The sequence below is a fragment of the Pseudomonas sp. FP597 genome (genome assembly GCF_030687435.1).
Taxonomy (GTDB): domain Bacteria; phylum Pseudomonadota; class Gammaproteobacteria; order Pseudomonadales; family Pseudomonadaceae; genus Aquipseudomonas; species Aquipseudomonas lactucae.
Window position 1 is genome coordinate 5,507,770 of the sequence record NZ_CP117432.1, and the last position, 23,514, is coordinate 5,531,283.

General features: G+C 49.6%; 20 protein-coding genes and 2 pseudogenes. 8 read left to right on the forward strand and 14 right to left on the reverse strand.

Features of this window, described 5'->3' with window-relative positions; all coding sequences use genetic code 11:
• The first annotated feature begins 598 nt into the window (after positions 1-598).
• A complete protein-coding gene (locus tag PSH66_RS25255) occupies positions 599-895 on the forward strand; it encodes a hypothetical protein (RefSeq protein ID WP_305427827.1) in 297 nt (98 codons plus the stop codon).
• Here the strand turns inward: PSH66_RS25255 and PSH66_RS25260 are convergent.
• A complete protein-coding gene (locus PSH66_RS25260; protein WP_305427828.1) occupies positions 875-1,411 on the reverse strand; it encodes a LasR-specific antiactivator QslA in 537 nt (178 codons plus the stop codon). The two genes, PSH66_RS25255 and PSH66_RS25260, sit on opposite strands and share 21 nt — an antisense overlap.
• A 526-nt stretch (positions 1,412-1,937) precedes the next feature.
• Here PSH66_RS25260 and PSH66_RS25265 point away from each other — a divergent pair.
• Positions 1,938-2,267 carry a hypothetical protein gene (locus PSH66_RS25265; RefSeq protein ID WP_305427829.1) on the forward strand — a complete coding sequence of 110 codons (330 nt, stop codon included), beginning with the start codon at positions 1,938-1,940 and terminating at the stop codon, positions 2,265-2,267.
• Between the two features lie 469 nt (positions 2,268-2,736).
• Complete coding sequence (locus tag PSH66_RS25270; protein WP_305427830.1) at positions 2,737-3,960, forward strand: N-6 DNA methylase; 1,224 nt, start codon at positions 2,737-2,739, stop codon at positions 3,958-3,960.
• 15 nt (positions 3,961-3,975) lie between these two features.
• Here PSH66_RS25270 and PSH66_RS25275 read toward each other — a convergent pair whose 3' ends face one another.
• The 4 genes from PSH66_RS25275 to PSH66_RS25290 form a co-directional block, all read right to left on the reverse strand.
• Positions 3,976-4,869, reverse strand: a complete 894-nt coding sequence (locus tag PSH66_RS25275) for a hypothetical protein (RefSeq protein ID WP_305427831.1) — start codon at positions 4,867-4,869, stop codon at positions 3,976-3,978.
• 40 nt (positions 4,870-4,909) lie between these two features.
• Positions 4,910-6,886: a hypothetical protein gene (locus tag PSH66_RS25280; protein ID WP_305427832.1), complete on the reverse strand. Its 1,977-nt coding sequence runs from the start codon at positions 6,884-6,886 to the stop codon at positions 4,910-4,912.
• A 2-nt stretch (positions 6,887-6,888) separates the two neighbouring features.
• Entirely contained in the window at positions 6,889-7,698 is an 810-nt protein-coding gene (locus tag PSH66_RS25285; RefSeq protein WP_305427833.1) for a hypothetical protein, read from the reverse strand.
• 551 nt (positions 7,699-8,249) lie between these two features.
• On the reverse strand, positions 8,250-8,834 hold the full coding sequence (locus PSH66_RS25290; protein WP_305427834.1) for a poly-gamma-glutamate hydrolase family protein: 585 nt from the start codon (positions 8,832-8,834) through the stop codon (positions 8,250-8,252).
• Positions 8,835-9,244: 410 nt separating this feature from the next.
• Between PSH66_RS25290 and PSH66_RS25295 the strand changes: the two genes are divergently transcribed.
• The 5 genes and pseudogenes from PSH66_RS25295 to PSH66_RS25315 all read left to right on the forward strand — a co-directional run bounded on the left by PSH66_RS25295 (position 9,245) and on the right by PSH66_RS25315 (position 13,040).
• Complete coding sequence (locus PSH66_RS25295; RefSeq protein ID WP_305427835.1) at positions 9,245-9,883, forward strand: HIT family protein; 639 nt, start codon at positions 9,245-9,247, stop codon at positions 9,881-9,883.
• On the forward strand, positions 9,883-11,136 hold the full coding sequence (locus PSH66_RS25300; protein ID WP_305427836.1) for an aminoglycoside phosphotransferase family protein: 1,254 nt from the start codon (positions 9,883-9,885) through the stop codon (positions 11,134-11,136). The genes PSH66_RS25295 and PSH66_RS25300 overlap by 1 nt, the downstream gene beginning before the upstream one ends.
• On the forward strand, positions 11,121-12,179 hold the full coding sequence (locus PSH66_RS25305) for a thiamine-monophosphate kinase (protein WP_305427837.1): 1,059 nt from the start codon (positions 11,121-11,123) through the stop codon (positions 12,177-12,179). Before PSH66_RS25300 ends, PSH66_RS25305 begins: the two co-directional genes overlap by 16 nt.
• A gap of 398 nt (positions 12,180-12,577) precedes the next feature.
• Positions 12,578-12,751, forward strand: a pseudogene (locus PSH66_RS25310) (integrase); the annotation flags it as partial.
• A pseudogene (locus PSH66_RS25315) lies at positions 12,748-13,040 on the forward strand (hypothetical protein). The pseudogenes PSH66_RS25310 and PSH66_RS25315, both read left to right, overlap by 4 nt.
• A gap of 41 nt (positions 13,041-13,081) precedes the next feature.
• Here PSH66_RS25315 and PSH66_RS25320 read toward each other — a convergent pair.
• The 9 genes from PSH66_RS25320 to PSH66_RS25360 all read right to left on the reverse strand — a co-directional run bounded on the left by PSH66_RS25320 (position 13,082) and on the right by PSH66_RS25360 (position 23,361).
• On the reverse strand, positions 13,082-13,798 hold the full coding sequence (locus PSH66_RS25320) for a M48 family metallopeptidase (protein ID WP_305427838.1): 717 nt from the start codon (positions 13,796-13,798) through the stop codon (positions 13,082-13,084).
• On the reverse strand, positions 13,798-16,950 hold the full coding sequence (locus PSH66_RS25325) for a type I restriction endonuclease subunit R (RefSeq protein WP_305427839.1): 3,153 nt from the start codon (positions 16,948-16,950) through the stop codon (positions 13,798-13,800). The genes PSH66_RS25320 and PSH66_RS25325 overlap by 1 nt, the downstream gene beginning before the upstream one ends.
• 19 nt (positions 16,951-16,969) lie before the next feature.
• Positions 16,970-17,500: a DUF1524 domain-containing protein gene (locus PSH66_RS25330; RefSeq protein ID WP_305427840.1), complete on the reverse strand. Its 531-nt coding sequence runs from the start codon at positions 17,498-17,500 to the stop codon at positions 16,970-16,972.
• Positions 17,501-17,502: 2 nt separating this feature from the next.
• Positions 17,503-18,006 (reverse strand): DUF262 domain-containing protein, encoded by a 504-nt coding sequence (locus PSH66_RS25335; protein ID WP_305427841.1) that lies wholly within the window; start codon positions 18,004-18,006, stop codon positions 17,503-17,505.
• Positions 18,003-19,226 (reverse strand): restriction endonuclease subunit S, encoded by a 1,224-nt coding sequence (locus PSH66_RS25340; RefSeq protein ID WP_305427842.1) that lies wholly within the window; start codon positions 19,224-19,226, stop codon positions 18,003-18,005. The genes PSH66_RS25335 and PSH66_RS25340 overlap by 4 nt, the downstream gene beginning before the upstream one ends.
• Complete coding sequence (locus PSH66_RS25345) at positions 19,217-21,700, reverse strand: class I SAM-dependent DNA methyltransferase (protein ID WP_305427843.1); 2,484 nt, start codon at positions 21,698-21,700, stop codon at positions 19,217-19,219. Before PSH66_RS25345 ends, PSH66_RS25340 begins: the two co-directional genes overlap by 10 nt.
• Before the next feature lie 337 nt (positions 21,701-22,037).
• Positions 22,038-22,301, reverse strand: coding sequence for a hypothetical protein (locus PSH66_RS25350; RefSeq protein WP_305427844.1), 264 nt, complete (start codon positions 22,299-22,301; stop codon positions 22,038-22,040).
• Between the two features lie 402 nt (positions 22,302-22,703).
• Positions 22,704-23,189, reverse strand: a complete 486-nt coding sequence (locus tag PSH66_RS25355) for a restriction endonuclease (RefSeq protein WP_305427845.1) — start codon at positions 23,187-23,189, stop codon at positions 22,704-22,706.
• Positions 23,161-23,361, reverse strand: coding sequence for a hypothetical protein (locus PSH66_RS25360; protein WP_305427846.1), 201 nt, complete (start codon positions 23,359-23,361; stop codon positions 23,161-23,163). The genes PSH66_RS25355 and PSH66_RS25360 overlap by 29 nt, the downstream gene beginning before the upstream one ends.
• Between the last annotated feature and the right edge of the window lie 153 nt (positions 23,362-23,514).

Sequence of the window (23,514 nt, forward strand, 5' to 3'; positions counted from 1 at the left end):
ACGGCGTTCTGCATCTATAGCCCTCTAAATGGCGAACGCGCGACACCACGTAACGGGTCGATGGTTGCGTTCGAAGCCCAAACGCGGGCGCAGGTTGATGACTTCTACACGATCGCTATGGCTATCTGTGTCGTTGCGGATAGCGATAAATCAGATTTGTCAGGCCAATTGTCACGCGGAGAGTTGCGGCAATGCCTTGTACGACGTGGCTTGCAGCAGTGGTACGAGCGCCCGTCTCTTTCCGGGAGAAAGAGACGGGTGAGGTCTGGCGCAGCGAAGTGTGCCAAGAGGTGAGGTTGCCACAATGCAGCGAGGTAGGTCCATCGTCTGCCGCAGTGAGCAGATTGGTCGAGTGGGCATCCATCACTCCTGGGGAGTGACCGTGCGAGCCGCCGGACGCTAATCGCACTTGGGGAAGAACCACCACGCAAGTGGCGTAGCCTTAAAGGTTCTGGCTACCTGGGCAGGTGCTGTCAACGACAGCGATCCGTGCGCCAATTTTTATACCCACTCGAAAAGGCGGTCAAGCGTCAGGGCCGAAGTGCTCAGAAAATGGCGACTGTCGCCACTTTTGTCGCCATGCTCCAGGCCATGCTCTATGTGGGTTGTCGCCGGCGTCGCCGCTGTCGCCACACCTACCTCCATGCCCAACGAAAAGATTCGCACACACACTGAAATGGCGCTGCGCTCGTTAGAGATTGCAGGGAATTACCGAAGGGTGAAAGCAAGCGTGGCGTTAATCAAATTTGAACATGGGAGGGTAGAACGCGGCGGCTTCAAGAAAAAGCGAGTGAACCCTCCGATCGGCGCGATCAAAGATCGCTTGATCGGAGGGTTTGGCGGGAAAAGCAAATCTCAAACGTCAATTACAGACTCAGGCATCAAAGCGGGTTGATTGGGAAGTGACGGCCTCACGGCGCATTATCAGCGCCTGCTGCAACCGCAGCAAAAAACCTGCTTCAAATGCCTCTTGTGGGTCCCCCGGACGATGACGTTTTCGGCTCTGAGACAGCGCCCACCATAATGGTAATGATGAGCCCTCAAGCCAAGTTTCTGCGCAACGAACACCCTCCTTGATTACCGGAGCGAACTCATCGCCCCACGGCGTTTGGATCGCGGGATACCCTTCCGCGGACGGGACAGAGACATATTCATGGATCTGTTGATGAACGCTTTGAGCTGGGATGCCAGTTAGACTCCGGAACGCCTTGTCGTACAACACGGCGGCGTCATCCAACAGCTCTACTGCCAGCTCAACGTCTTGAGGAAAATGAAGCAGGATACTCTGCGCTCCATTTAACCGAAGCGTGGCCGCTTGCCGCAATTTAATCGCTGCATCTTCAGGACTAAGCGATGCAGTATCGATGGTATTGGGTTTTGGGAGGTCGATTAGAAGCGATAGATCAAACATCGCGGAATCCTCCGAGATAGTTCGCAGCTTGAACCATATACCCGGGGTGGCGCGCGAGCTTAAAAGGTGGGCATGCCATTTTCCTTATCTCCTCGGACAAGTAAAACTGCCATCAACCGTTGTCACGCGGCTGGGTGGCAGACCGTACGGGGGTGACAAACCGGCGTCCGAGGGTACCGGCCAGGCGTAAGCCTGCCCCGCACGATCCACCATAGAAAAGCAGCAGCTAAGCCTGTGTAAGCACTTTGTACTGGCTATGGCGCCATGCGCCTCGAACACTTCAGGTTGTCACACCCGGTCACGGGATTGACCGCGACGGGGCAAAGCGTAAATGTGAAGCCGCAACAACACAAGCATGAGTGTCAATAAGCACCACATTGGAATGAAAGCGCTTGGCAGAAACTAACGCTCGCCGGCATCCAGAGCCTTTAGCGCCTTAGGCGTCCCCCTCACTCTCTTCACTACGGAATCCGGTCTTGCTGATAGAATTAGGCCCGTTAGACACAACGCCCTTAGGAGAAAAGGCATGAATGCAGAGTTGATGGAAGAAGAAATGCGCCTGGCGCTATTCGGTGAACCTGAGTCGCCTACACCAACAAATAACTCACACCTGCAAGGCACCGTTCGGGATGTCGAGATGGTGCAATCGGTAAAAGCGGCGAAGAAGAAAGTCTCAAAATCCTTTACGCCTAGGCTGAGAGTCACGCTGCGTGTGGGAAATGAATTCGAAGGAAAGATGCACGATTTGGTGCATGAGGCCGACACACTGAGCTTCCTCGTTGCGGAGCAAGAAGCCACTAAGATAGCCAGGAAAAAATTCAAGTTTGTGGAAGTTATCTCGGTCAAGTCGATGTAAGCGGCCTGCTAACTTTCCATCAAACAGCATTTCACTCGACCGATTCATCCCGCCGACCAGCGCGTATTTAATGAGGCCCGAATCTCAATTACAGCGGCTGTTCGCAAATTTCAACAGTACGCTCCATCCACCACCTTAGACCGTAACGGACGTCAGCTCTCTCCGCAGCCTAGGGTCTCGACAGACAGAACCTGCCGAAAGGAGTCGCTCGGCCCAAGGTGGCTCCCACAGATTTGAAAGCGCCAGCCTCCGACGGCCTCCTGCCGACATCGGCAGTTCATATTCACTAATGAAATTTGCCCTACCAGTAATCCATTGATGGGGACAGACTCGCATTAGGTCGAGCGCTGGCATATGCTGACGACTGAAATGATCGTCGTGGCTGTACCATCTGCCCTGATCAGATACCTTTGCGTTGGCTAATTCGCGTATCACACCGTCCATGTCCTCTCAGGTAAACGAAGCCCCTATGCAACTGTCGCGAATCCCAAAAACGTCTGACAAATTGGGTCGATACTATACCGTACAGGAGGTTGCTGGACTGCTAATACAAACTATGTCAGTCGAGTACCCAACAACGGTAATTGAGCTGGGTGTTGGAGATGGTGCCCTTATACGTGAAGCAACTCAAAAATGGAAAAGTGCTAAATTTATTACTGTCGACATTGATGAGCGCGCCAAGAAATATTTGCCTTTAAATTCTTCGCCCGAGCTCATCCAGCACCATGTAGGAGATGCGCTAGAGTATGGTCTCGACCAAAAAATAGGTGTTGATTTTGGAACCATCGACTCCGCTGTTTGCAATCCTCCTTACATACGGCCAAAATGGCGACAACACTTTAGTGGCATTTTAGAGGAAGCAGGTCTTCAGAGCATACTTCCGAAGTTTGGATGCATGCCTGCAGAAGTATTATTTATAGCGCAAAATCTCAGATTTTTGAAAGTCGGCGGCAAACTCGGTTTAATTTTACCTGATGGAATAATCTCTGGTGAAAAGTTCTTTAAGCTTCGTGAAGCCCTTACGACGACGCATCGAATAGAGCGAGTTATTGAGCTTCCGAGACGTATTTTTCGAAATACTGATGCAAAAGCGCATATTATGGTTCTGTCAAAAAATCTATCTCCAAGTGAAACCATCCAAATTCAAAAACTTGAGTCGTCAGGCAAGCTTTCCAAGATAATTGAACTGCCATCGGAGATGGCCAGCTCCAGACTTGATTATTCTTACCTAGCAATGCGACGAGCGACAGCACCCACAAGCGAAGTAAAGCTAAAAGATATAACAAAAGTCTTAAAGAGAGGCACATTAAATTCTGTTGAGCGAAAGAAGTTAAATTTAAATATTTTACATACTACAGACTTTGAGGATGACCGGCTTAGCGTGCCGCGAAAATTTATAACAAATAGAAGTATTGTTGAGAAGACAAATTTTGTATTCGCTCAATCTGGTGATATTTTAATTGCGCGTGTAGGCCGAAATCTTAATCAGAAAATTTGGAGAGTGAAAACAGGGTCAATAATAATTACTGACTGCGTGCTTTTGCTTCGAGTAGACCCTATCTATGTGGATAGGGTGTTCGATTATTTGGTCAGCAATACAGGACGTGAAAATTTAGCGAGCATCGCCCATGGAGTTGGCGCGAGTTTCATCACTATGGACGGCATCCTAAACATGAAGATTACTTTCACTTAATAACCCCCCCAAACTTTAATGTGATAATTGTACATCTACGTGATGCCAGGCAGCGATTTCAGAGCTCCTCTTAATAACACGTTCAGGATGATCGTAATAAAGCGACGTAGAGATCTCGTTGCCTTTAGTTTCAAGCAGAAACAGAGCTGCGCCGACCGCATGCGGCTTTGTTCCGAGGGGGGAAACAAAGAAGCACCCCCGCTCATCCCCTAATTGACGATATAAGTCCCAAAGCGTCAAGTACGATTCTCGGATCGAATTGGCTTGGCAATATATAATAGATCTTTCGGAAATTTCTAAGTCCTCCAAAACAGCTAAATGGGGGCGAATTGAATTAGATTCCCATCCAGCCTGAAACGCCGGCACTCCTATTACCATTTGAAACCTATATCGATCCGGATCATAGTCTCCGCGCTGCTCAATTGCATTGCGTATACGCCCAGGTTCAAAACCAAGGAGAAAAATATGAGCCGCCCTCATAGAAGGATCATATTCATGAGCAAAACCTTGAACTGACTGAAAGTGGCAATTTTGAGTTAAGCTAAAGTCTCGCATACGATAGTCGACGGCACCTTCTCTTCTAGTATATCGTGCTGGCTCCGCATACAAAAACTCAACTCTAGGGCACCTTAATCGTTTGGCCACAAGTAATACTTGTAGAATTTCACCGAGGCCAAGAGTAGTTGCATCTAGAACAATGCGTTTCTGCTGATGAAAGATCCTAGTAAAAGCTTCCCTAAGCACAGGTTTTTCATTAATGTAAGTCTGTTGATTTACCGCATCAAATCTCAATCGGTAAACTGTTGAGGCAAAGCCCTGCAGTGCAGAAATGCTCGCAACTCCACGATGATCAACTCCGCCACCGACGAAGGCTACATCCACACTTTGTAAGCTGGAAGGCGCATCCAAAGATATCCTGGATGTAAACTGGTACTGCCCATCCCGACTATCATTCATAGTTAGGCCCACCAAATAAATCTATTTGCTCAGGCTCACTTGAATCTTGCTTTCCGAGCTCCCTCACAAGCGCATCTCTTACTTGCTGTTCACCTTCGAGCATTTGTAAAAGCTGGGACGCGTTAAAATGCAGACTTCTCTTCTTTCTGTATGAAATCTGAAAGTACGGCGAAAATATAGGATTGAGGGTGTAGTCAGAGCCGATAACCCCTAACGTTTTCATTTTTGTTTCCCTTGAAACAAACAGAACTGACCATTTCTCCGCCTCAAGAAGGTATCGATTCAGACTCTCACCAAGCTCTCCCCCTGCGATTGTAAAATGGTTAATTTCCGGCTCGCTCTGTTTGTCACTTCTATGGCGCAGCCTGAAAATCGATCCTAAACATAATGCCAGTGCATAAAGCTGTGGGCCATACACACCAAATCCACTAACAGTATTAATAATAGACTCACTAGCCATATAAATTGCGTGAGCCTGAACGGGTGCGGGAACAATAGGGAGTACTTCATCGTCTATCGGTTGATACTCTTTGAAAATGCGATGAATAAGCTCTAGCAGGTATCGTACATTTCCTCTCGCGATCATAATGAGCACCGGAAATCCCGAAAACAATATGGATGTTCGCCTCGCATCCATAAAAATAGAGTTTATACAACCAAACAAATTATTCCCAACTAAGGTCCCCCTTGGGGACAGTCGGACTCCTACCCCTTGCTTAAATGCTACAAACTCCTTCAGTAGTGCTGCGGCATTTTCTCGATCTCTATTAATAAGTGCGGGCATGATAACGGAAACTTCTGGATGCTCAATATCTATGAAGCACTCTGGGTCCAGATCGCTACCTTTTTTTTGTAATGCATGGCGAAGTTTATTAGCTAAGCGCTCACGCAGCTTTGTATCCGTCAATACCACCGTTGCTGCCGCCCCCAACGAAACTCGAGGCAACATTTGCTCAGCCGCGTTAACAACAGCTTCGCGATACTGAGGATTGTCATATCGTTCTTGGATATGATCTATTGATCTCAGGTGTTCAGGAACTATGGGGAGTTTATTCTGCAATTCAGGATCATGTTCGGCCAGACGAAAGAATAGTAATTCAGCAGCAAAAACATCAAAATCCTTTGCTATATGAGACTCTAAATCTATCACGCGATAGTCGGATATCTCCTGAATCGATTCGCCACCTATCGTCTGCTCGGTATGCCAACCCTTAGGTTTTAATGCAATATTATATATAAGAGGAGGCGATCCATGTTTTAAAAGACCGTTGATAAATCGTTGCTGCTCGTCACGAAGATTTTCATACTCATCAATAAAAATCCCAAATGTTGACTCTGACAAATAAGGCAACTGGTTCTTTAGCGTTTCAATCAGGGCTTTTAAAAATGCTTCCGCCGGGAGAAAAATTGGTCGAGGAAAGGTATCTAGATTATTTACCCACATCGAAAGCCTAGTTCGGCTTTTTTGTAGACTTTTCTCTAAGTCGAAGATCGTTTCGCCCAAAGCCTCATCAAAATCCCTGAGAACCGAAACATTTAAACTAGAAGGCAAACCAAATCGCTGCTGCCGCTCTGGATTGCAGTTTAGGTTCTTTAACGCTCGTATTATTTCTTTGCCGAACTCACACGCCAGCATGTGTTCAAACGCAGATCGCCACACCTCAGGGGACTGTTCTCCGCCTGCAAAAGAATTCAAGAAATTGGTGTCCGCTCGCCAATAAAGACCGATATGTTTCAGAATATCGTCCGGCAGGTAAGGTCGTCTTGAAGAAAATTGAGTCGCATGGCAAAAGTACCGCAGTAGAGTCGTCTTCCCCGTGCCGCGTCCGCCAATAATTGCAAGCGCCTTACTCTGAGACTTTATTTCAAGTTCATTTAGGAACCCCGGAACTACAAAGTCTGACCAATTATCCTCTTTAGTTTCTTCACTTCGATTTTTTGAAAAAATTTCGGGAAGCTTCTGTATCATCCTTAACGCTCCAATAAAGGCTGCCAGCCCGTAGATTCGTTCTCGTACCAAAAAATCGGAAGTGAATTATTTGGCGTGGAGTGGCTGAAGCCGAACGCCAATGAAAGATCACCCGTTCCCAGCGCTCCTGTTGACCTCGGCTCAAGCCCCTTCTCTTTAGCAAATGCCATATACCACTCTTTAGCTTCGTCAGCGGATATAACCCCCTGGCCTAGCCGCCCCCATACTTCTTCAGAAAAGAAATCATGTGTTTTATCAAGTTGCTCTGCGGAGACTATTTTGACTGTAGATAAATTATTTTTTAAATACTCCAACCCTGTTTCATGAGCGACAACTGGGGCGTAATAATAATTAACTCCCTCACGTAACGCACCGAATCCCCATTGATTGAAAAACTTCTCGAACTGTCTTCCAGAGCCTAAAAAATCATCTACGAATATCACCGTATTAATTTCAGAATTTCGAATATTTTCTGCAGCTTGCCATGGCCAGCATATCCACTTATGTCTAATGTGCATTATTCTTTGAAGACGTCTAAGGACCAGCGGTCCTGACTTTGTTGGCGGATCTGTTTCACATATTACAGGAACAACGCGTAGGTGTATTTCAGGCCGCCCCGCCAGCTTGACCATCAACTCATCATCATCGCAACCGGAGAAAATCTGACCTTGAAGGTTGCTGCGAAATAATGCCCTAAGTCCAGCCTCAAACTGGGAGGAAGTTCGGAAAATCAAATGATCCAACAGGCAAGCGGCGAAAAACTCTTCTTCCGAACCGACAAACTGATTCAGCCAACTATCGAGACGGGCCATGGGTACATCCCACAACCCACGATTAATTAGGTTGCGGCTGTCTGACTTCACAGACTCAACGAAATTTGAAGCGCTATCTGGTAGTTTCAATTTGATGATCCATATATTTTTATCAAACTTCCATGATTAACGGTTTTTACTATTAAGCCTAGAAAACCTTATACTTCAGTCAGTTAGTCAACATTATGACCATCCCCATAGCGACATGACCGTACTAGAGGACAATAGGGGAATTAGCTTGACTTTTCTAGCCATATTAGCGCTTCAGTCTTGACGGTAAACTGACGTCCGTTCGTCGTCGAGGTAGACCTTTCACACAGGCCCCGTGCCTGGCATGCCAACCGTAATAAATTCAGATTGCCCATCCTTAGGATAGCGCATCCACAATAAACACTGGCTCCGGCATTGATTGGAGGTTCAGGTTCGTTGCAGACTGCATGAAGCAGTGCAGATTGGCTAAGGTAACAATATAACAATCCGTCCGGTGGGCCACCTTGTGTCAGGCCGGGGCGGACAGCCGCGCCTGTGTGCAATCGGCCCAATGCAAAATATTAGTTCCAAGTAATGCTAGTCAGTGCAAATCTAACAGTTGATGAGAAACGAACCATTGCTTGATGATCTGCTATCAGCGCATTTCTTAAACCTCGAGAAAGCTCCAATTGAAGTCCTTGTCCTTTGGAGCCCCTATTGCAGATATTATTAGCGTCGCGCCCTTGGAGCTCTGGATTGCTATGCCGACTTGCGGAGAAGCCCGCAGCATTAAGAAGCTCAATCATTGAGGCACAGAGTTGGTCAGCTAATCCACCGACGTTGACGAAAAGATCTTCACCGGTTTGGCCATGAAACGTCACAACCACATGCGCCGCTTGAGCAATACCGATACCCTGCGGCTCGTCAAAGCGTGAACTTGTAATATGTAGATCTCGATTGTTGTTCGCCTTGCAACCTTCAAACAAATAATACGCGAGGTCGTCACCAGCTACGCTTCTACAAATCTGAGACGTTCCCGGTTCGATCTTGCCGGCGTGAGGTGCAATTAGGGCCACAGCGGTGCCTGCCGATCTCATTTCGATGCGATAGGAGCCTTCTGGTTCGGATGTCATGAGATCTACAAAGCTCGTGTATTTGTCTGGCATGGGCTCTACCGTCTGAACGAAGCCTCGCTGAGAAGCGGCGGCTCGAATACATTTTTTAGGCTCATGAAACTTGCGCAGCCTCCCTGCCTAAATTAGTCAATTCTTCGAAAAAGGACACGGATACGTTCTGTGATCTTTCTGCCTGCGCTACTCCTCATGCGGCCGAGGAAGTGAACAAGACTAAGGCGCCCCTGATTTCCAAGGCAGGCCGAAGGTATGGCTTTGACCGACATCGACTGTACATCACTGACCGCTCCTGACTGAACCCTGCCGATCAGTTTCGAGCTGTCTCACGAAGCGAATCTGCTCAGCCGCACCCCCTTAGAAGGTGATGTTCTAGAGGATTGAGGTTAGCTAGTCTATTCTTTACACTCACTACAGGAAACTGTTTCTGAGCCTTGGAGGGTGTAATGCTTAAAGAATGTGTCTTCTGCCGTGAAATCAATGGAAGTAGGGAAACTAATTTTGCGAAACTTTACCCTGAACTGCCTAGCCGGGTAATTGCTGAAACAGAATCTTTTATTGCATTTCCATGCATTGGCCAATTAATAGATGGGCATTTTTTGGTTATTCCTAAAACTCATAAGGCCACAATGGCTCAGTCGTTATTTAAGGCCAATAGCTTGAAGGATGAGCTACAGAGAATCTTATCCGAAGCACATAAATTCATTAATGTGAGGCAAGAGCAAAGCTTATACTTTGAGCATGGCGCTCATGGAGCAGAACATGGAGGATGCGGAATCTATCATGCACACCTTCATGTATTACCAAATGCGGGGAATGTAAATTGCCGAGACCTTTTTTCGCAATCTAGCGACTCCAACGAGTGGGATCTGTTTAAGATTTATAATGAAACCGTGCCGGAAAAATCATACGCCATAATCGGCAGTAATGAAATGGGCTTCTACCGCTGGCAACTATCCAAGCCACTGGAAAGCCAAACAATACGTAAATATGTCGCTAATTGCTTAGGTGCACTCGAATGGGACTGGCGAAAATTTGGCTCAGAGGAAAAAATGCAATCGCTTCTTTCTAGGAATTTTGCCTAATGTCCACTCTCTCTCATGAAGAAACTATCAGCTTTGAATACAGATTTAGCTCTAATCCTGAAGAGCATGAGAATGCTTTAAAAAGCCGGCGTGGTCTTATGGCAGCTTTTGCAAACGAACTTCAACAGAAAGCGCCCTCCAATACAGTATATGATTCTTTGCAACTTTACCCTGTAGAGCGAGCAGGCAAAAGCGGAAGCGAAGTTTTCTACTTAGATGTTTTCTCGAGCAGCATTCAATATCCACGGCGATTCATCGCAAAATTTCAAAATATAAAAAACACTGAACGAGAATACGATGCCGCACACAATGCAATGTGGGCCCAGTGGGTGCCGCCAGTTAGCAAGTACATAGATTCAAACACCGAGTTTGGAGTTTTAATCTGCGACCTAGCTAAAATAGGAAATCATTGCGAGTTCAGAAAGTTTTTCTTAAGTGACAAATCGAGTGAGGATTGCGCGGAAGCCTTAGCATCTATATTTAGAGATATGGGAATTAAGTTAAACAACGCAACTCCTAAAAAATCATTCCTGGTTGACTTTAATCGCTACGTAAGTAGATCAAACAAACCTCTAGAGCGTCTTGAATCACTGTATAAATCAGGCGATAGCCGCTTAGGAATTGATATTCTGGCTGGAGAGATTCTAGCTGCGCACAAGAAAATTTCAGAAATGTTTGTTTTCGATGTTGCCCCGTGTCTAATCCATGGCGACCTACATGCTCGCAACCTGATGGTGAATTTCAATGAACCTGCTAAGACAGAGTTAATTGATTTTGGATGGGTGGATTATGGACACCCTGCTAAAGACTATGTTTTGATGGAAGTGACGCTTAAACTCATGTTAATGAATGAGTTTTTGGCACTAAGAACCAAAACAACAAGAGAATCTTTACACCTCCCACCGTCCGTTTATGAAGCTTTCGAAGTCTATCTTTGCAAACATGGAATGACACTGCCTGACATAACTGATTTTTCTAGTTTTTTTGACGAATTCAATTATTTACATCACGAGCAAATCCACGTCATAACTAGAGTTTACACTTGCATAAAAACCATAAGACGCGCCGCCAATGCCTCACTTAAACAATATTGCAATGACCACTATGAAGGATTATTTAAATCTGTAGACATTCACTATTTCTCTAGTATGTTTTTAGTGACCTTGGGACTTAGTAGCATGGTAGAGATGGAGCCAATTTGGACGTTAATTGGACTAACCAAGATGGGGGCGCGGATATGGGAGAGCGAATAGAAACAGTTTCAGATTTTGGCGAGATCAGATTGCTAAATGAGATAATTTTGCCCTGCGTGACCAGTGGTGAAAATTCCCTTAATGATGATTGCGCTCACTTAACTATGGCGGGAAAGACACTACTCTGGTCAATGGATCCTTGTCCTACACCGGTAGCGAACTGGTTTGGTAAAGCAACACCGGAGGTTTGGGGTTGCTATACAGCGGCGATCAACCTATCGGACATTGCTGCTTCTGGAGGCACTCCCTTAGGAATGTTGGTATCGATAGAAATGCCTGATAACACGCCTGTATCTTTCATAAAAGGCTTTCAGGATGGTCTTTTGTCAATGTTAAATAGCGTTGATGCGAAATTATACGGCGGCAACGTTAAGAGCTCAACAAGATTTTCTGCCACGGGAACTATTATTGGAACTCCCGGTAAGAACCCTGTCACAAGAAAAACCACCTCTAAAGACGTTCTTTTGTATCTCATCGGGCCATGCGGAGATTTTTGGGCTGCCGTCGTGGCGAATCGTTATGGTGCAGGAAATCTTCGAAGTGAAACAGTTACGTCTATTGATAGAGCTATGTGCTTTCCCGTGCCACAGGTTAGTGCAGGTCGCCTACTGAGTAACTTACCCTTCAGTGTAGCTTGTATGGACTGCTCAGACGGCCCCGCAAACTCGCTATACCAACTCGCCCGGATTAACCAACTCGACATTCAGCTTACTTCAAATGTTATATGGCCGTTGCGGCAGGAGCTTTTAGAGTTTTTATCTAGTAACGGGATTAAAGTGGAGAACGCGTGTTACAGTTTCGGAGACTGGCAGCTCGCTTGTTTAGTGCCGTCTGAATCAAAGGATGAATTTGAGCGTTCATTAAGTGGTTACACCTTGACCAAGCTGGGAAGCGGAACTACTGGGCTCGGCAGGGTTACAACAGATGACGGTCGTTTTTTACAATTAGATATGATCAATCAGAATTTTAGCTCCGGGTATAACTCAATTGAGAGCCTAGACGATCTAATACAACGCTACATGAGAAATCCAGTTTTCCAATGAGCTTTTTATATTTAAGTACTGAAACACTAGAATTTATTTCTCGACAGCACTCATTAGTGAAGCTCTGAATAAATAACACAAGATCACAAAATATGTAACTCTTATATATTACATCGATATTTTAACGAATCGAAATATTCGTTCCGCTTTGTGAGAAAGTTCGAACTTTGTCCGCCACGGCCTGTCACCACCTTCGAGCTTTTTTCGACCTCAGCGTGTATAACGACCGCAACGAAAGATCATCGCTAATAATGAATACGAAGCAAAATTGTAGGTGCCGGGTCATGGCACCGCTGTCTGGCGAGGTATTCCAAATGGTACTCCCACAAAAATACAAAAATAATAATGTCATAATAATCAAAAGCATAAAGGGGCAATTCAGATTGCCCCGGTCGAGGGCCTACGCTTGCGAGCGTTACGAGCAGCTCACGGGCCTTGCCGCCCCGGTGAATCGTGGCCACTGCTATCGCGTTGACCGCGACCTTGATCAACTGGCGCGCCAACAGATCAGCCTTGAGCTTGGACACAACCGGATCGATGTGGTTTCGGCCTACATTGGAGGTCGGGCGTGATCAAGCCCTTCGATATGGCGCTGTTCCTGAGCGGCGTACTGACTGGCTCCAATGCCACTCAGCAACGCCACCTACGACAAGCCCGAATCATGCAAGTTGCCATTCAACAGCGATGGCAGCGAGATAATCCTTGGACCTGGCAGCTCAAGCATTTGCGCTGGTTTCTCACTCAGCACCTGAAAGACATACCGACGCCGCCCGGTATTACTATCGACTAACAACTCTATTGCTCTGGAAGCGATTAGGGAGAGTTCGAGAGCTGCTCGATGTGATATTCGGCGAGTCCTAGCCTAGCCCACCAGTCGCACTTACAATCAGGCTGGTGCAACCTCACTCTTTCCAAACCTCAGCAGCCAACGGCAACTCATTCAGCTCGGCACGGGCCTCACGCCACGTTGGAAAATGCTCCCCTAGGATATAGATAAAGCGATCGTTGTGGGTGGGTTCGAGCAGGTGAACCATCTCGTGGACGACCACGTATTCAAGCAGGTCTTTCGGCTTCTTCACCAGCTCGGTGTTCAGTCGAATGTTACCTGCTTGATGGTTACAGCTGCCCCACTTGGTTTTCATCCGCTGCAGGTAATAACCAGCCACCTTCACCTTCAGCTTGCACTCCCATTTCCTGATCAGTGCAGGCACAACGGCGTGCATTTGCAGCTTCTGCCATTCATGCATCACTTCTGCGCGTTTTTGTGCATCGCTGCCTGGGCGAACAGTTAAGGTAATGCGTTTGTGGTCGAGCACCACTGATGGTTTGGCGTCCCGGTTGTTAACCACCATCAGGTAGCGTCGACCCCAGACATAGTGGCTTTCTCTTTCCACAAACTGACGCGGCGCTTCACGCGCCTGCGCCTGCAGTTTCCGCTGCTGCTCGCGAATCCAACCTAGCCTAGAAATAGCATAAGCTCGAGCGACTTCAAGCCGCGTGCTTGTTGGGGCGGCTAACGTTACCCGCCCCTCGGGCGGGTGCACACTCAGGTGGACATTCTTAATGTCTTTCCTGGTTACAGAAATTGAAATGTCACCCAGCTCAATAATCTCGTACATCAATATCCTTGTTGGTTCTTGATGATCTCGAATATTGCCGAAGTCGCTACACGGTCACGCCCCATCAGCGGGAACAGCGCATTAAGAACCTGCGCTTCCCGCGCAGGATCTCCCCGCCAGGATGCAGGAGCCGATCCGCGCATGGCCAGATCAATATCCAGAGCCAGTTTCACCTTTGCCCCTTCATCTTTCGGGCACAGGAAGGTGGTCGTTGCAATGCTGTCCAGGTTATTAAAAAGCACAATCGCTTCCCGATGGCCGTTAAGTGCAGCTGGGGAGTTACCTGGCCCTTTCTGTCCCAACTGTTTAACCAGCGCCTCAGCCTTGCGCAAAAATTCCTCGTAAGCGGCTGCATCGTCACGGCTCTGTTTGATCAGATCCTCAAGCAACCGGGACATACCCTCGTAGAACTTCGGGTCTGTCAGTTGCTCTCGAATGATGGTCTTCCGTACGTTGTTGATAATACCTTCGGCAATCGCCCCCTTGGGGAGGTTGCCTTTGGCGTTGAGCTTTTTGGCGATGGCATCGTGAACGCCAGTCTGAACAATCAGCTCAACCAGTGAGAAATTATCGGCCGTGTTCATCGGGTCGGCAGGGTCTGCCTGAATATAGGTATTGAGCAGATGCCGCATGTCCGCTTCGAAAGGCTTGATGTCCAGCTCCTCGCCGGAATGGTTCTTTATAGCCTCACGAAGGTCAGCGTAGAACTGCACTTCTGTCTGAAGCATGCCGGCTTCAGCAGCCGAGTAACCGGCTTCGATGAGGTTCTGCGCCAAGTCGGCAAACGCCCGCACAAATGAAGCCACCGCCTTGTAGAAGGACACCCGCAGTGCTTCGGTCTCATCCAGCCCATTGGTGTTAGCGGCAACACCACAGAAGTAGTGGATAAACTGCTCAATCTCGCGCGGTGGTGCCACGGGGTCGCACAAGTAACTCAATGCCTCGCGGGAGGCGTCCAGTTGCTTTTTCCCTTCGACCAGCCAGTTCTTCAACTCAACGTTGTTATTGCCCCCGCTGCCTGCGTCGACATCCAGCTCGTCAGAGGTGTACACCGAAATGGCATCTTGTACGTCGCCGAACAGCTCTTTGAAATCGACGATATAGCCAAAGTCCTTGTCATCACCGTCGAGCCGATTGGTGCGGCAAATTGCCTGGAACAGGTTATGGTCGCGCAGCTCGTTATCCAGATAGATGTAGGAGCAACTAGGTGCATCGAAGCCAGTCAGCAGCTTGCTGACCACGATGAGTAGCTTCAGGTTGGCCGGTTCCTCAATGAAGCGACGCTTGATCTCTTCTTCATAAGCGGTGGTGGTCTGGCTCGGCTTCAGCACGTACTGCGTGTAGGTATCGAACTTGTAACGCTCATCGCTTTGCTTCGGTTCGCGGGAAATTGCGTTGTGGTTCGGCTCATAGGACGTAACGATGCCGCAATACGTGCCGAAATAGGTGTTCTTAAACAACCGGAAGTAGTGACAGGCATCGTAGATGCTGGCGGCCACCAGAATGGCCGTCCCTCGGTCATTGTTCAGTCGAGGCTTTAGGCCAAAATCCTCAATGATACTAGCGACGATGCGCTGCTTACGCTCACCAGCACTCATGAGCGACTCCATGGTGGCCCATCGTTTGCGCAGGATCGATTTCTGGTAATTGTTCAGCGCTTTGGTTGCTCGTTCAAACCACGCATCGATTCCGTCCCGCGAAGTCAATCGCTGCGGTACGTCGCGCGCTTCATACTTAAGGTCCAACACGACCTTATCCGCCACGGCTTCGTGGAATTTGTAGGTATGGATGTAAGTGCCAAATACATCGCGCGTAGTCTGTTTGTCCTTACGCAACAGCGGTGTACCGGTAAAGCCAATAAACAGGGCATTGGACAGCCACTGCTTCATTTGCTTGTTCATGTCACCGCCCTGGGTGCGGTGACATTCATCTACGAATACATAGAAGCACCCATGCATGAGCGGTGGCGGTACGCTCAAATCAGGCTCAAACTTATGCAGCAATGCGCAAAGCAAACGCGGTGCGGCAGCTGAGAGCTTCTGTACAAGATCGGCGCGGGAGGTAATGCGTGGCGAGGGCGAGTCGTTACCGATTACCCCAGCATTACGCATCACCCCGGATATTTGCCTGTCCAGCTCATCGCGATCCGTGATGACCAGAATGCGCGCCTCAGGATCATGCTCCAGCAACCACTTGGCGATCAGCACCATCAGAATGCTCTTACCACTACCCTGGGTATGCCAGATAACCCCCCCCTCTTTACGTCGAACCCGATCCTGCGCGGCCTTCACTGCAGCGTATTGGTGAGGGCGCGGCACCTTTTTGATACCCGCATCGAAGATGATGAAGTTGCGAATCAGGTCGAGAACACGAGACTTCTCACACATCTGTGCCAGCGGGTCGTCCAGCAAATAACCAGACCGTGGCACTTCTGCACCCGTTGGTACTTGGTAGCGAGCAGGCATCTCCCGCAGGGTATTCAGCTCTTCAGGCCCAGCGTTCAGGGAAGGCGCCTTCCACTCGACAAAAAACTCGGCGCGGGTAGTCGCGGTGCCGTAGCGCAAGCCCTGAGAGTCACTGCCAGCGAAGACCAACTGCACTGTACTGAAGAAACCCTTGTTGAAGATTTCCTCCTGGTTGGTGATCAGTTGGTTAATACCATCGGCCACCTCTACCGAACTGCGCTTGAGCTCAATCACGCCGATGGCGATACCGTTCAGGTAAATCACCAAATCAGGGCGGCGCTCATAGCCACCGCGCAAAGTCACTTCTTCAGCAATGGCAAAATCATTGTGCTCAGGGTGCTCCCAATCAATCAGATGCACCGTTTCGTGGGCTTGCCCAACGGCTACCTGTACCGGTACGCCGTAACGCAGCAGCTGGTAGGTACGCAAATTAGCCTGATACAGCGTGATGCCAGTGGAATCAGCTGCAGTCATAAGCTTTTGCAACGCTGCTGATATTTTCGCATCGGAGTAACCCCGCTGCTTCAGGTTTGCCTGCAACAGCTCAACTTCAATGTTGCGATTTTGCCCACGCTTGCTCCACTCGCCCAGGTAGTTGTAATCAAGACAATCAGACCGCGACTTATCCGTAAACAAGGCCACAATACGATTCTGGGTGCGACGTTCGGAGCGAGGTTGTTGAGTCATCAGATGCATCCTGCAGGGTTTACTCGGGCTCGTGTTTGCTGACGAGACTGTTGAGCAATACGTTATTCATTTGTTCGGAGTGAGCACGTATGACGCCGACACCCCAAGATTCTGTTTCCATCATAAGATACTGTTTAACGCTATCGATGGAGTTATTCTTATAAAACTCTTTCTTCGCCGCAGGCACGAAATTTCTCAAGCGAAAATTCTTCCTGTGGCTGATCTGGCACAGATTGCCGAACGAGTTAAGCGTGTCAGCATCCGGAGGAATCTGTCCATCTAGCGGATGCAGCGGATAGTAATGCTCAACCGAACTAGGGAAGGTGAATTCGTAGGATTTACGGTACAGGTACTGCGAGAACAGCGCGACTAACACATTGGTATCACTGCTTTCCCAGCGCGCTACTGTGGCCGCCTTCAACTGTTCGTCACGCTGACTGAACTCACGTATATGGTAAGCCTTGAGCAGATCATGGGGCTCCAGGTCCCGGCCACGCGCTTTCTGCGATTCGAAAAACTGGAAGGCTTCCGATATATCGTTAAGCGCCACGATCACGACCTGACACTTGTTAAGGAAGAAGTCGATATGCGCCTCGGTAAGTCCGCACGGGAAACAATGCGGGCCACCTCAAGGTAATTGCTACGGATGTTCTTCTGCGATATCTCGCTGGTAAAGCAGGGGTTTACCAGCGCTTGTTCAAGCGTGAGCAAGCTCTCCTGCAAGTCTTTGCGTTCGAGCTTTTTTTCCTTGTTCCGCTGAATCAACGCACGGGCCGCCAGCAGCAGGCTAATGGTCCGCTGCTGGCCATCGACGATGTTTTTTATCTCACGATCATGATGAAACAAGATGGTAACCAAGTGGTAGGCAGACTTGTCCTTATGGATGGCAATATCGGAGAACAACTGATTGATATGCTTGCCAGCCCACTTGTAGGGGTACTGATACTGTGGGATATCCAGCGCAGAATCCTTGGGCAGTTCGTAAACGCTGATGATCTTGCTCGATAGTACAATAGCCGGCGGCGTTTGAATCGCTTCCATGCTCGGGTTGGTCATAGCAGTCGGGTTCTTCCGGTGAGCAGTTCTTGCATCATGCCTTGCTTGAGGGCGCGGGTTTTGGCCAGGCGCCGTTCCAGCATGGCAAGCTCTGCGTCCATATCAGACAGCACGGCTGCAATGGCGGTTTGCTCGCAGGAAGATGGAAGCTTCAGACGAAGAGCCTTCATATCCTTGTTCGTAATCTGGTTGATAGTTGCACCGATATTGTCGCGAATCTGCCGTTGAATATTTTCAGATTGAAAAGCGTGTGAAATGAATCGCCAATGCGACGTACGATACACCGTCATGAAAGCTCCAAAGGTTGTCCCCGCAGCGTATTCGTCGATCACGGCGCTCTTACCTATGAGCGTTCGGCTGCCATTTCGCACACAAATAAGGATGTCGCCTGGCCTCGTGATGAGGCGCTCATTAACTTCAATATCAACATAAACGTTGTTGTCGTAAGCCAGTCGTCCTCCTTGAACATTCGACGATCGCAAAACCAGAAGTCCATGTTCGACAACATTATTCGGGTCGTAGGTTAAACCAATGATGCACTCACCAATCGCCCCCAAAGTCGTTTCCTCCCACTCCCCGCTAAAACCGGGGAGACGAGTTTGCCCGGTGAGGAGTTGTTGCTTGGTGGCCTGTTTGAGGTCTCGCTTCTTAGTGATGAGCCGCTCCAGCGCACCTAGCAGCGCATCCACATCACCCAACGCTACCGCGATGGCCTGTTGTTCGGCCTCAGTTGGCAAAAGGAGAGAAATCGAACGGACGAGTGATCCGTTGAGATTCTCTTGATTCCCTGTATTGCTGAGATTCCTTATGGTGTCGTATTGGCTCGCAAGAAGGTAGAAGATGAACTCACGAGAAACTCCGTAATGTAGGGAAATGGCTGCACACGCTTGGTTCGTGGCGGCATCAATGCCAAGAATGCCGACCTTTCCACGTGTCTTTCCTTGACCGTATAGCGCCATCAGAAGCGTTCCACGTGGCAGCAGCTTTGCTGCAGAATTGCTGAGTCCTTCCTTAGTAATGAACTGCTCAACATGAGTGATCGTGCAGGCATCAACCTCTGAGGTTGTAACCCAAGGAATATCACCGCCCCAGTATTGACTATTCGTCCGACTAGGTGTTCCACCTGCGGTGACAGCGGCGAGCTCACCTAGAGCCCTCACCTCCCACTCCTCGGGGATGACACCCACTTCTGTTTTCTTATAGCCTGGCTTCAGTGCCATACAGCCCCCATCCTTTTCAGATGTTCTTCCACACGGCTAGCCAGCATAGCGACTTCAACGGTGAGCTGCGGCAACGGGATGGCGTAGCGCTCACTTAGCTCGCGGATGCGCCCAGTCAGAGTTTGCGAAACGCGATCCAGTTCACCCTGTACCGTAACGGCCAGGGTAGCCAGCCACTTATCGTCCACCACCAGGGTTTTGATTTCGTCCTCGCGAAGCAGCGGGTATTTAGCATGGATCTTGTTGTCCAGGCCTTCCTCTTCCTTTTTAAGTCTGGCCTTGAGGATGCTTTGCTTATCAAGCAACGCATCGTACTCGGCCAATACTTTGAGTTCATCCTCATAATCCGGATCTTTACCGATCTCGCGTTGACGTGCTCGAATCGCTTTTGCGGTGACCTTCTGCTTGTCACCCTCTCCCTCGATCACCTCGCTAAGCGAGCCATCCTCACCGCTATACTCTTCGAGCATTTCACTCATGCTCTGCTCAACGCTGGCCAACTGGGCTTCAAGGCCTTCAATGGCACTGCGCTCGGCCATGAAATAACGGGCAATCAGTATCTCGACCGGAATCAGGTCGGACTTAAAGCGGCGCTTGCCTTGGCAGTAATCATGTTTCTCGGCCCAGGCTAGCTTGTTGTTCTTATCTTTTACCTTGAGGATTTCACGCACCTGAGCGCCGGCCTTCCAGCCGTCGGCACTGATCAGGTAGCAGTCGTCCTGCATGGTCTCGGCCCAGTAATCCATAAGGTGCTGGTAGATGTCGTAATAGTCGAGCAAGGGCGCTTTGGCAAAGGCGCTGAGCAGGTCTTCGGACAGCGTGGCGATCAACGCCTTAGGATGGCTACTGTCCTCATCGGCAGCAAAACCTTTCAGTTGCGGGGCGCTACTGGTAAGCCATTGGCGGTACAGGGTATCCACACCAGCCTTGAAGGCTGTGAACTGCGGGTGGCCGAAAATAACCGGCTTCACTCCAAGGCTGACCAGCTCAAAATAACCGGGGTGACTGGCCGGTTTGAACAGGGCCGCGCGCAGGGCTGGCATGATCTGCCAGTAGCTATGGAGCGCATCGATATCACGCTCCGGGATGCCGCCACGCAAGTGACCGTCGATGTCCTGAATGTCTTCCGGTTCGGTGCTGTCGATATAGCGCGGCAAGTTCAGGTTGAAGTCATTCTTCGGATCGCTGATCTCGTTGAAGGAGACCATGCGTGCGTAACGCGGCACGTCGGCCATTCGGATAAAGGTATCGACGATCTTGTGCACATCCTGATCGCGCAGGCGGTTCTTCGGGCCGTCCTTGATAAAGCCCTTGGCGGCATCAATCATGAAAATGCCTTCGCGGGAGCTAGCATTCTCCTTGTCCAGCACCAAAATACAGGCGGGAATACCGGTACCATAAAACAGGTTGGCCGGCAGACCGATAATGGCCTTGAGGTAGCCAGAGCGTACCAACTGCTCACGGATCACCCCCTCGGCATTGCCTCGAAACAGCACGCCGTGGGGCAGAATGCAGGCGCCTTTTCCGGTACTTTTCATCGAACGGATAATGTGCAACAAAAACGCATAGTCACCCTGTTTGGCCGGCGGCTCTCCCCAGGAAAAGCGCTGATAGGGATCTTTGGAAGGCGTCAGGCCGACGCTCCAGGTCTTGACCGAAAATGGCGGATTAGCCACTACGTAGTCATATGTACGCAGTTGCTCGCCATCCTTGAATTTCGGCGAGGACAACGTGTTGCCCGGCAGAATGTTTGCGGTCGGAAAGTCATGCAGGATCATGTTCATACGGGCAAGACCGGCGGTGGTCACGTCCATCTCCTGCCCTTCCAGGGTGATGTGCTTGCCCGCCTGGTCAGCCACTTTCAGCAACAGTGAGCCTGAACCACAAGTAGGGTCATACACAGTCGTGGCAGCCACTGCATTGTCCGGGTTGATACCAATGACCTTTGCGATGATACGGCTGACCTCGGAGGGAGTGTAAAACTGCCCTTTGCTCTTCCCGCTCAGACTTGCAAAATGGCGCATCAGGTACTCATACGCATCGCCGAGGATGTCGTCGTTGTCTGCACGATTCTTCGAGAAATCTAGCTCGGGCTTCTCGAAGATGGCCACCAAATTGGTAAGCCTTTCCACCATGTCATTCCCTTCGCCAAGCTTGCTCGGGTCGTTGAAATCGGGGAAGTCACTGCGCGCAAGCCGGGTGTTGGCATTGATTAACGGCTGGATGATCTGTGTGTTGATCTTATCGCCGATATTGGCCTTGCCCTTGAGGGCGATCATGTCTTTAAAGCTGGCTCCCGCCGGGATGTTGACCGGTGACGCGAAGTCATCCGAGTTGCCGTATTTGTCGGAGATGTACTTGATAAACAGCATGAACAGGACGTAGTCCTTGTACTGGCTGGCATCCATCCCACCGCGCAGCTCGTCGCACGAGGCCCAGAGAGAGGAGTAAAGATCGGATTTCTTGATGGCCATTGGCAATCCTGACTGGAGTAAAGAGTAAGTGCACAGGCGCCCCCTGTTACGCCCTCGGGAAATACCCATGGCGCCAACGCCAGACGGGGGTCGACAGATACTTGTAGCGAAGCGGAGCTTTACCTGCGGTTAATGGGTGAACCTTATCTACTTCGGTTTCGTCGGGCTAGCATTTCGCCCTTATTTCTAGTCTTCACGCGCGACCACAAGTCAATCAACCGGGAAGTCGCAGAAAGTAGGCGGCAGACTTGGATGTCACGCACAATAATCCGCTGAGCTTTCGGCGCCAATACTGGATGTGTGCACAAATAAATAATCCGCTCACGCACCGATACCACTATGCCACCAGGAAAGCACCACTTCGCTGGCTGTTGATCATTTGCAACGCTGAGGATCCGCTTACCTGTACCCATAATAGACATATCGCCCAGTGCTGGTTTTCAGCAGGCGGGGCTCGGCGCGCCTTCTGTGACGACTCAAAATCCGAAACCTGAATATCCGAAGCTCCACTCAACATATCCTGCGCCAACGCCCGTCGCTTACTCAGCAACTCATCCATCGTCGCATCAAACGTTGCTCCCCAGTATTTTGAAGGTTTCATACAATTTGCTGGATCCTTCTATTCGCATCGACATCGATCGTTCAGATCAATAATTATAGTCAGGCTCTAGCCCCATATTTACGGCTCTCCGCGCACATTAGGCCCTGACCCGCCGTCACCAAGGCTGGACGTGCGCACAGGTAAACAATTAAGCAGGCCTCCATGTCGACTCTGCGTCAGAATCGTAGGCTCGCTGAAACGACTGCTATTACACGGACATCCTCCATTCCTTAACACCGCCAACCCAAAAGCCCAGGTATTCCAAATGGTATTCCAAATGGTATTCCAAAGAATCTTTTAATCGATATTTTTTATTTTAAATCAACTAGCTAGGCCATCAGTTCAGATTACCCCGGCCTCCCCAGAAAAGCAGTCACTATCCAGCTGCTTCACCTCATAAACCTACTTAACACTAACCCCCAAATTGTTCTCAACCATCAACCGAGCCATCTCAACCCCATCGATCAGCACTACTTTGATATCCAGCCCATGCGTCGCCTCCCGGGCCCCCACGGAAAAATCCGAGGTGGTGATAAACACCCCCTTACGCGCCCGCTGCCGAGTCAGCGCACCGATAAACTTATCAATCTCGGGCCGATGCACTGTATTGCTCCAGCGCTTGGCCTGCAGGTAGATCACGTTCAGCCCGAGCTTATCCTCATGGATAATCCCCTCGATGCCATCATCATTAGTAGCCTGGGTTGCCTTGCCGGCTTCCTTACGCGAGCCGCCATAGCCCATGGCCAACATCAAATGGACCACCAACTGCTCAAAGAAAATCGGACTGGCAGCCCTCACCTGTGCCAGAAGGTCTTCGGCGAGCGACTGAATAAGTGCCTGGTGGGCATCAGCCAGTTGCTCATCCGAGGTCGTTTCGGCGCGATCCACAGCCCCCCCCCATCACGCTCAGCACCTCGGTGGTCTGGGGTTTGGCGGTATGGAAATCGGCGAACTCAGGAAACTGCTTCAGCCAAGTCACGGTGATGCGCGCAGGGCCGTTGGCCAGCGCTTGCCGACCACGGTCGGTGATTTGCACCATGCCCTTGCTCGGGATAGTCAACAACCCTGCTTTGTTCAGAATCCGACGCGCTTTTCTTTTACATCCACCTCAAGTACCGTCGCAGCGGGTCGATACAGGCAAATGGCCACAATTCATTTCGCACCCATCACCTCGACAAATGGAATTCTCGTGTGAACATTCCCCTGCGCCGCA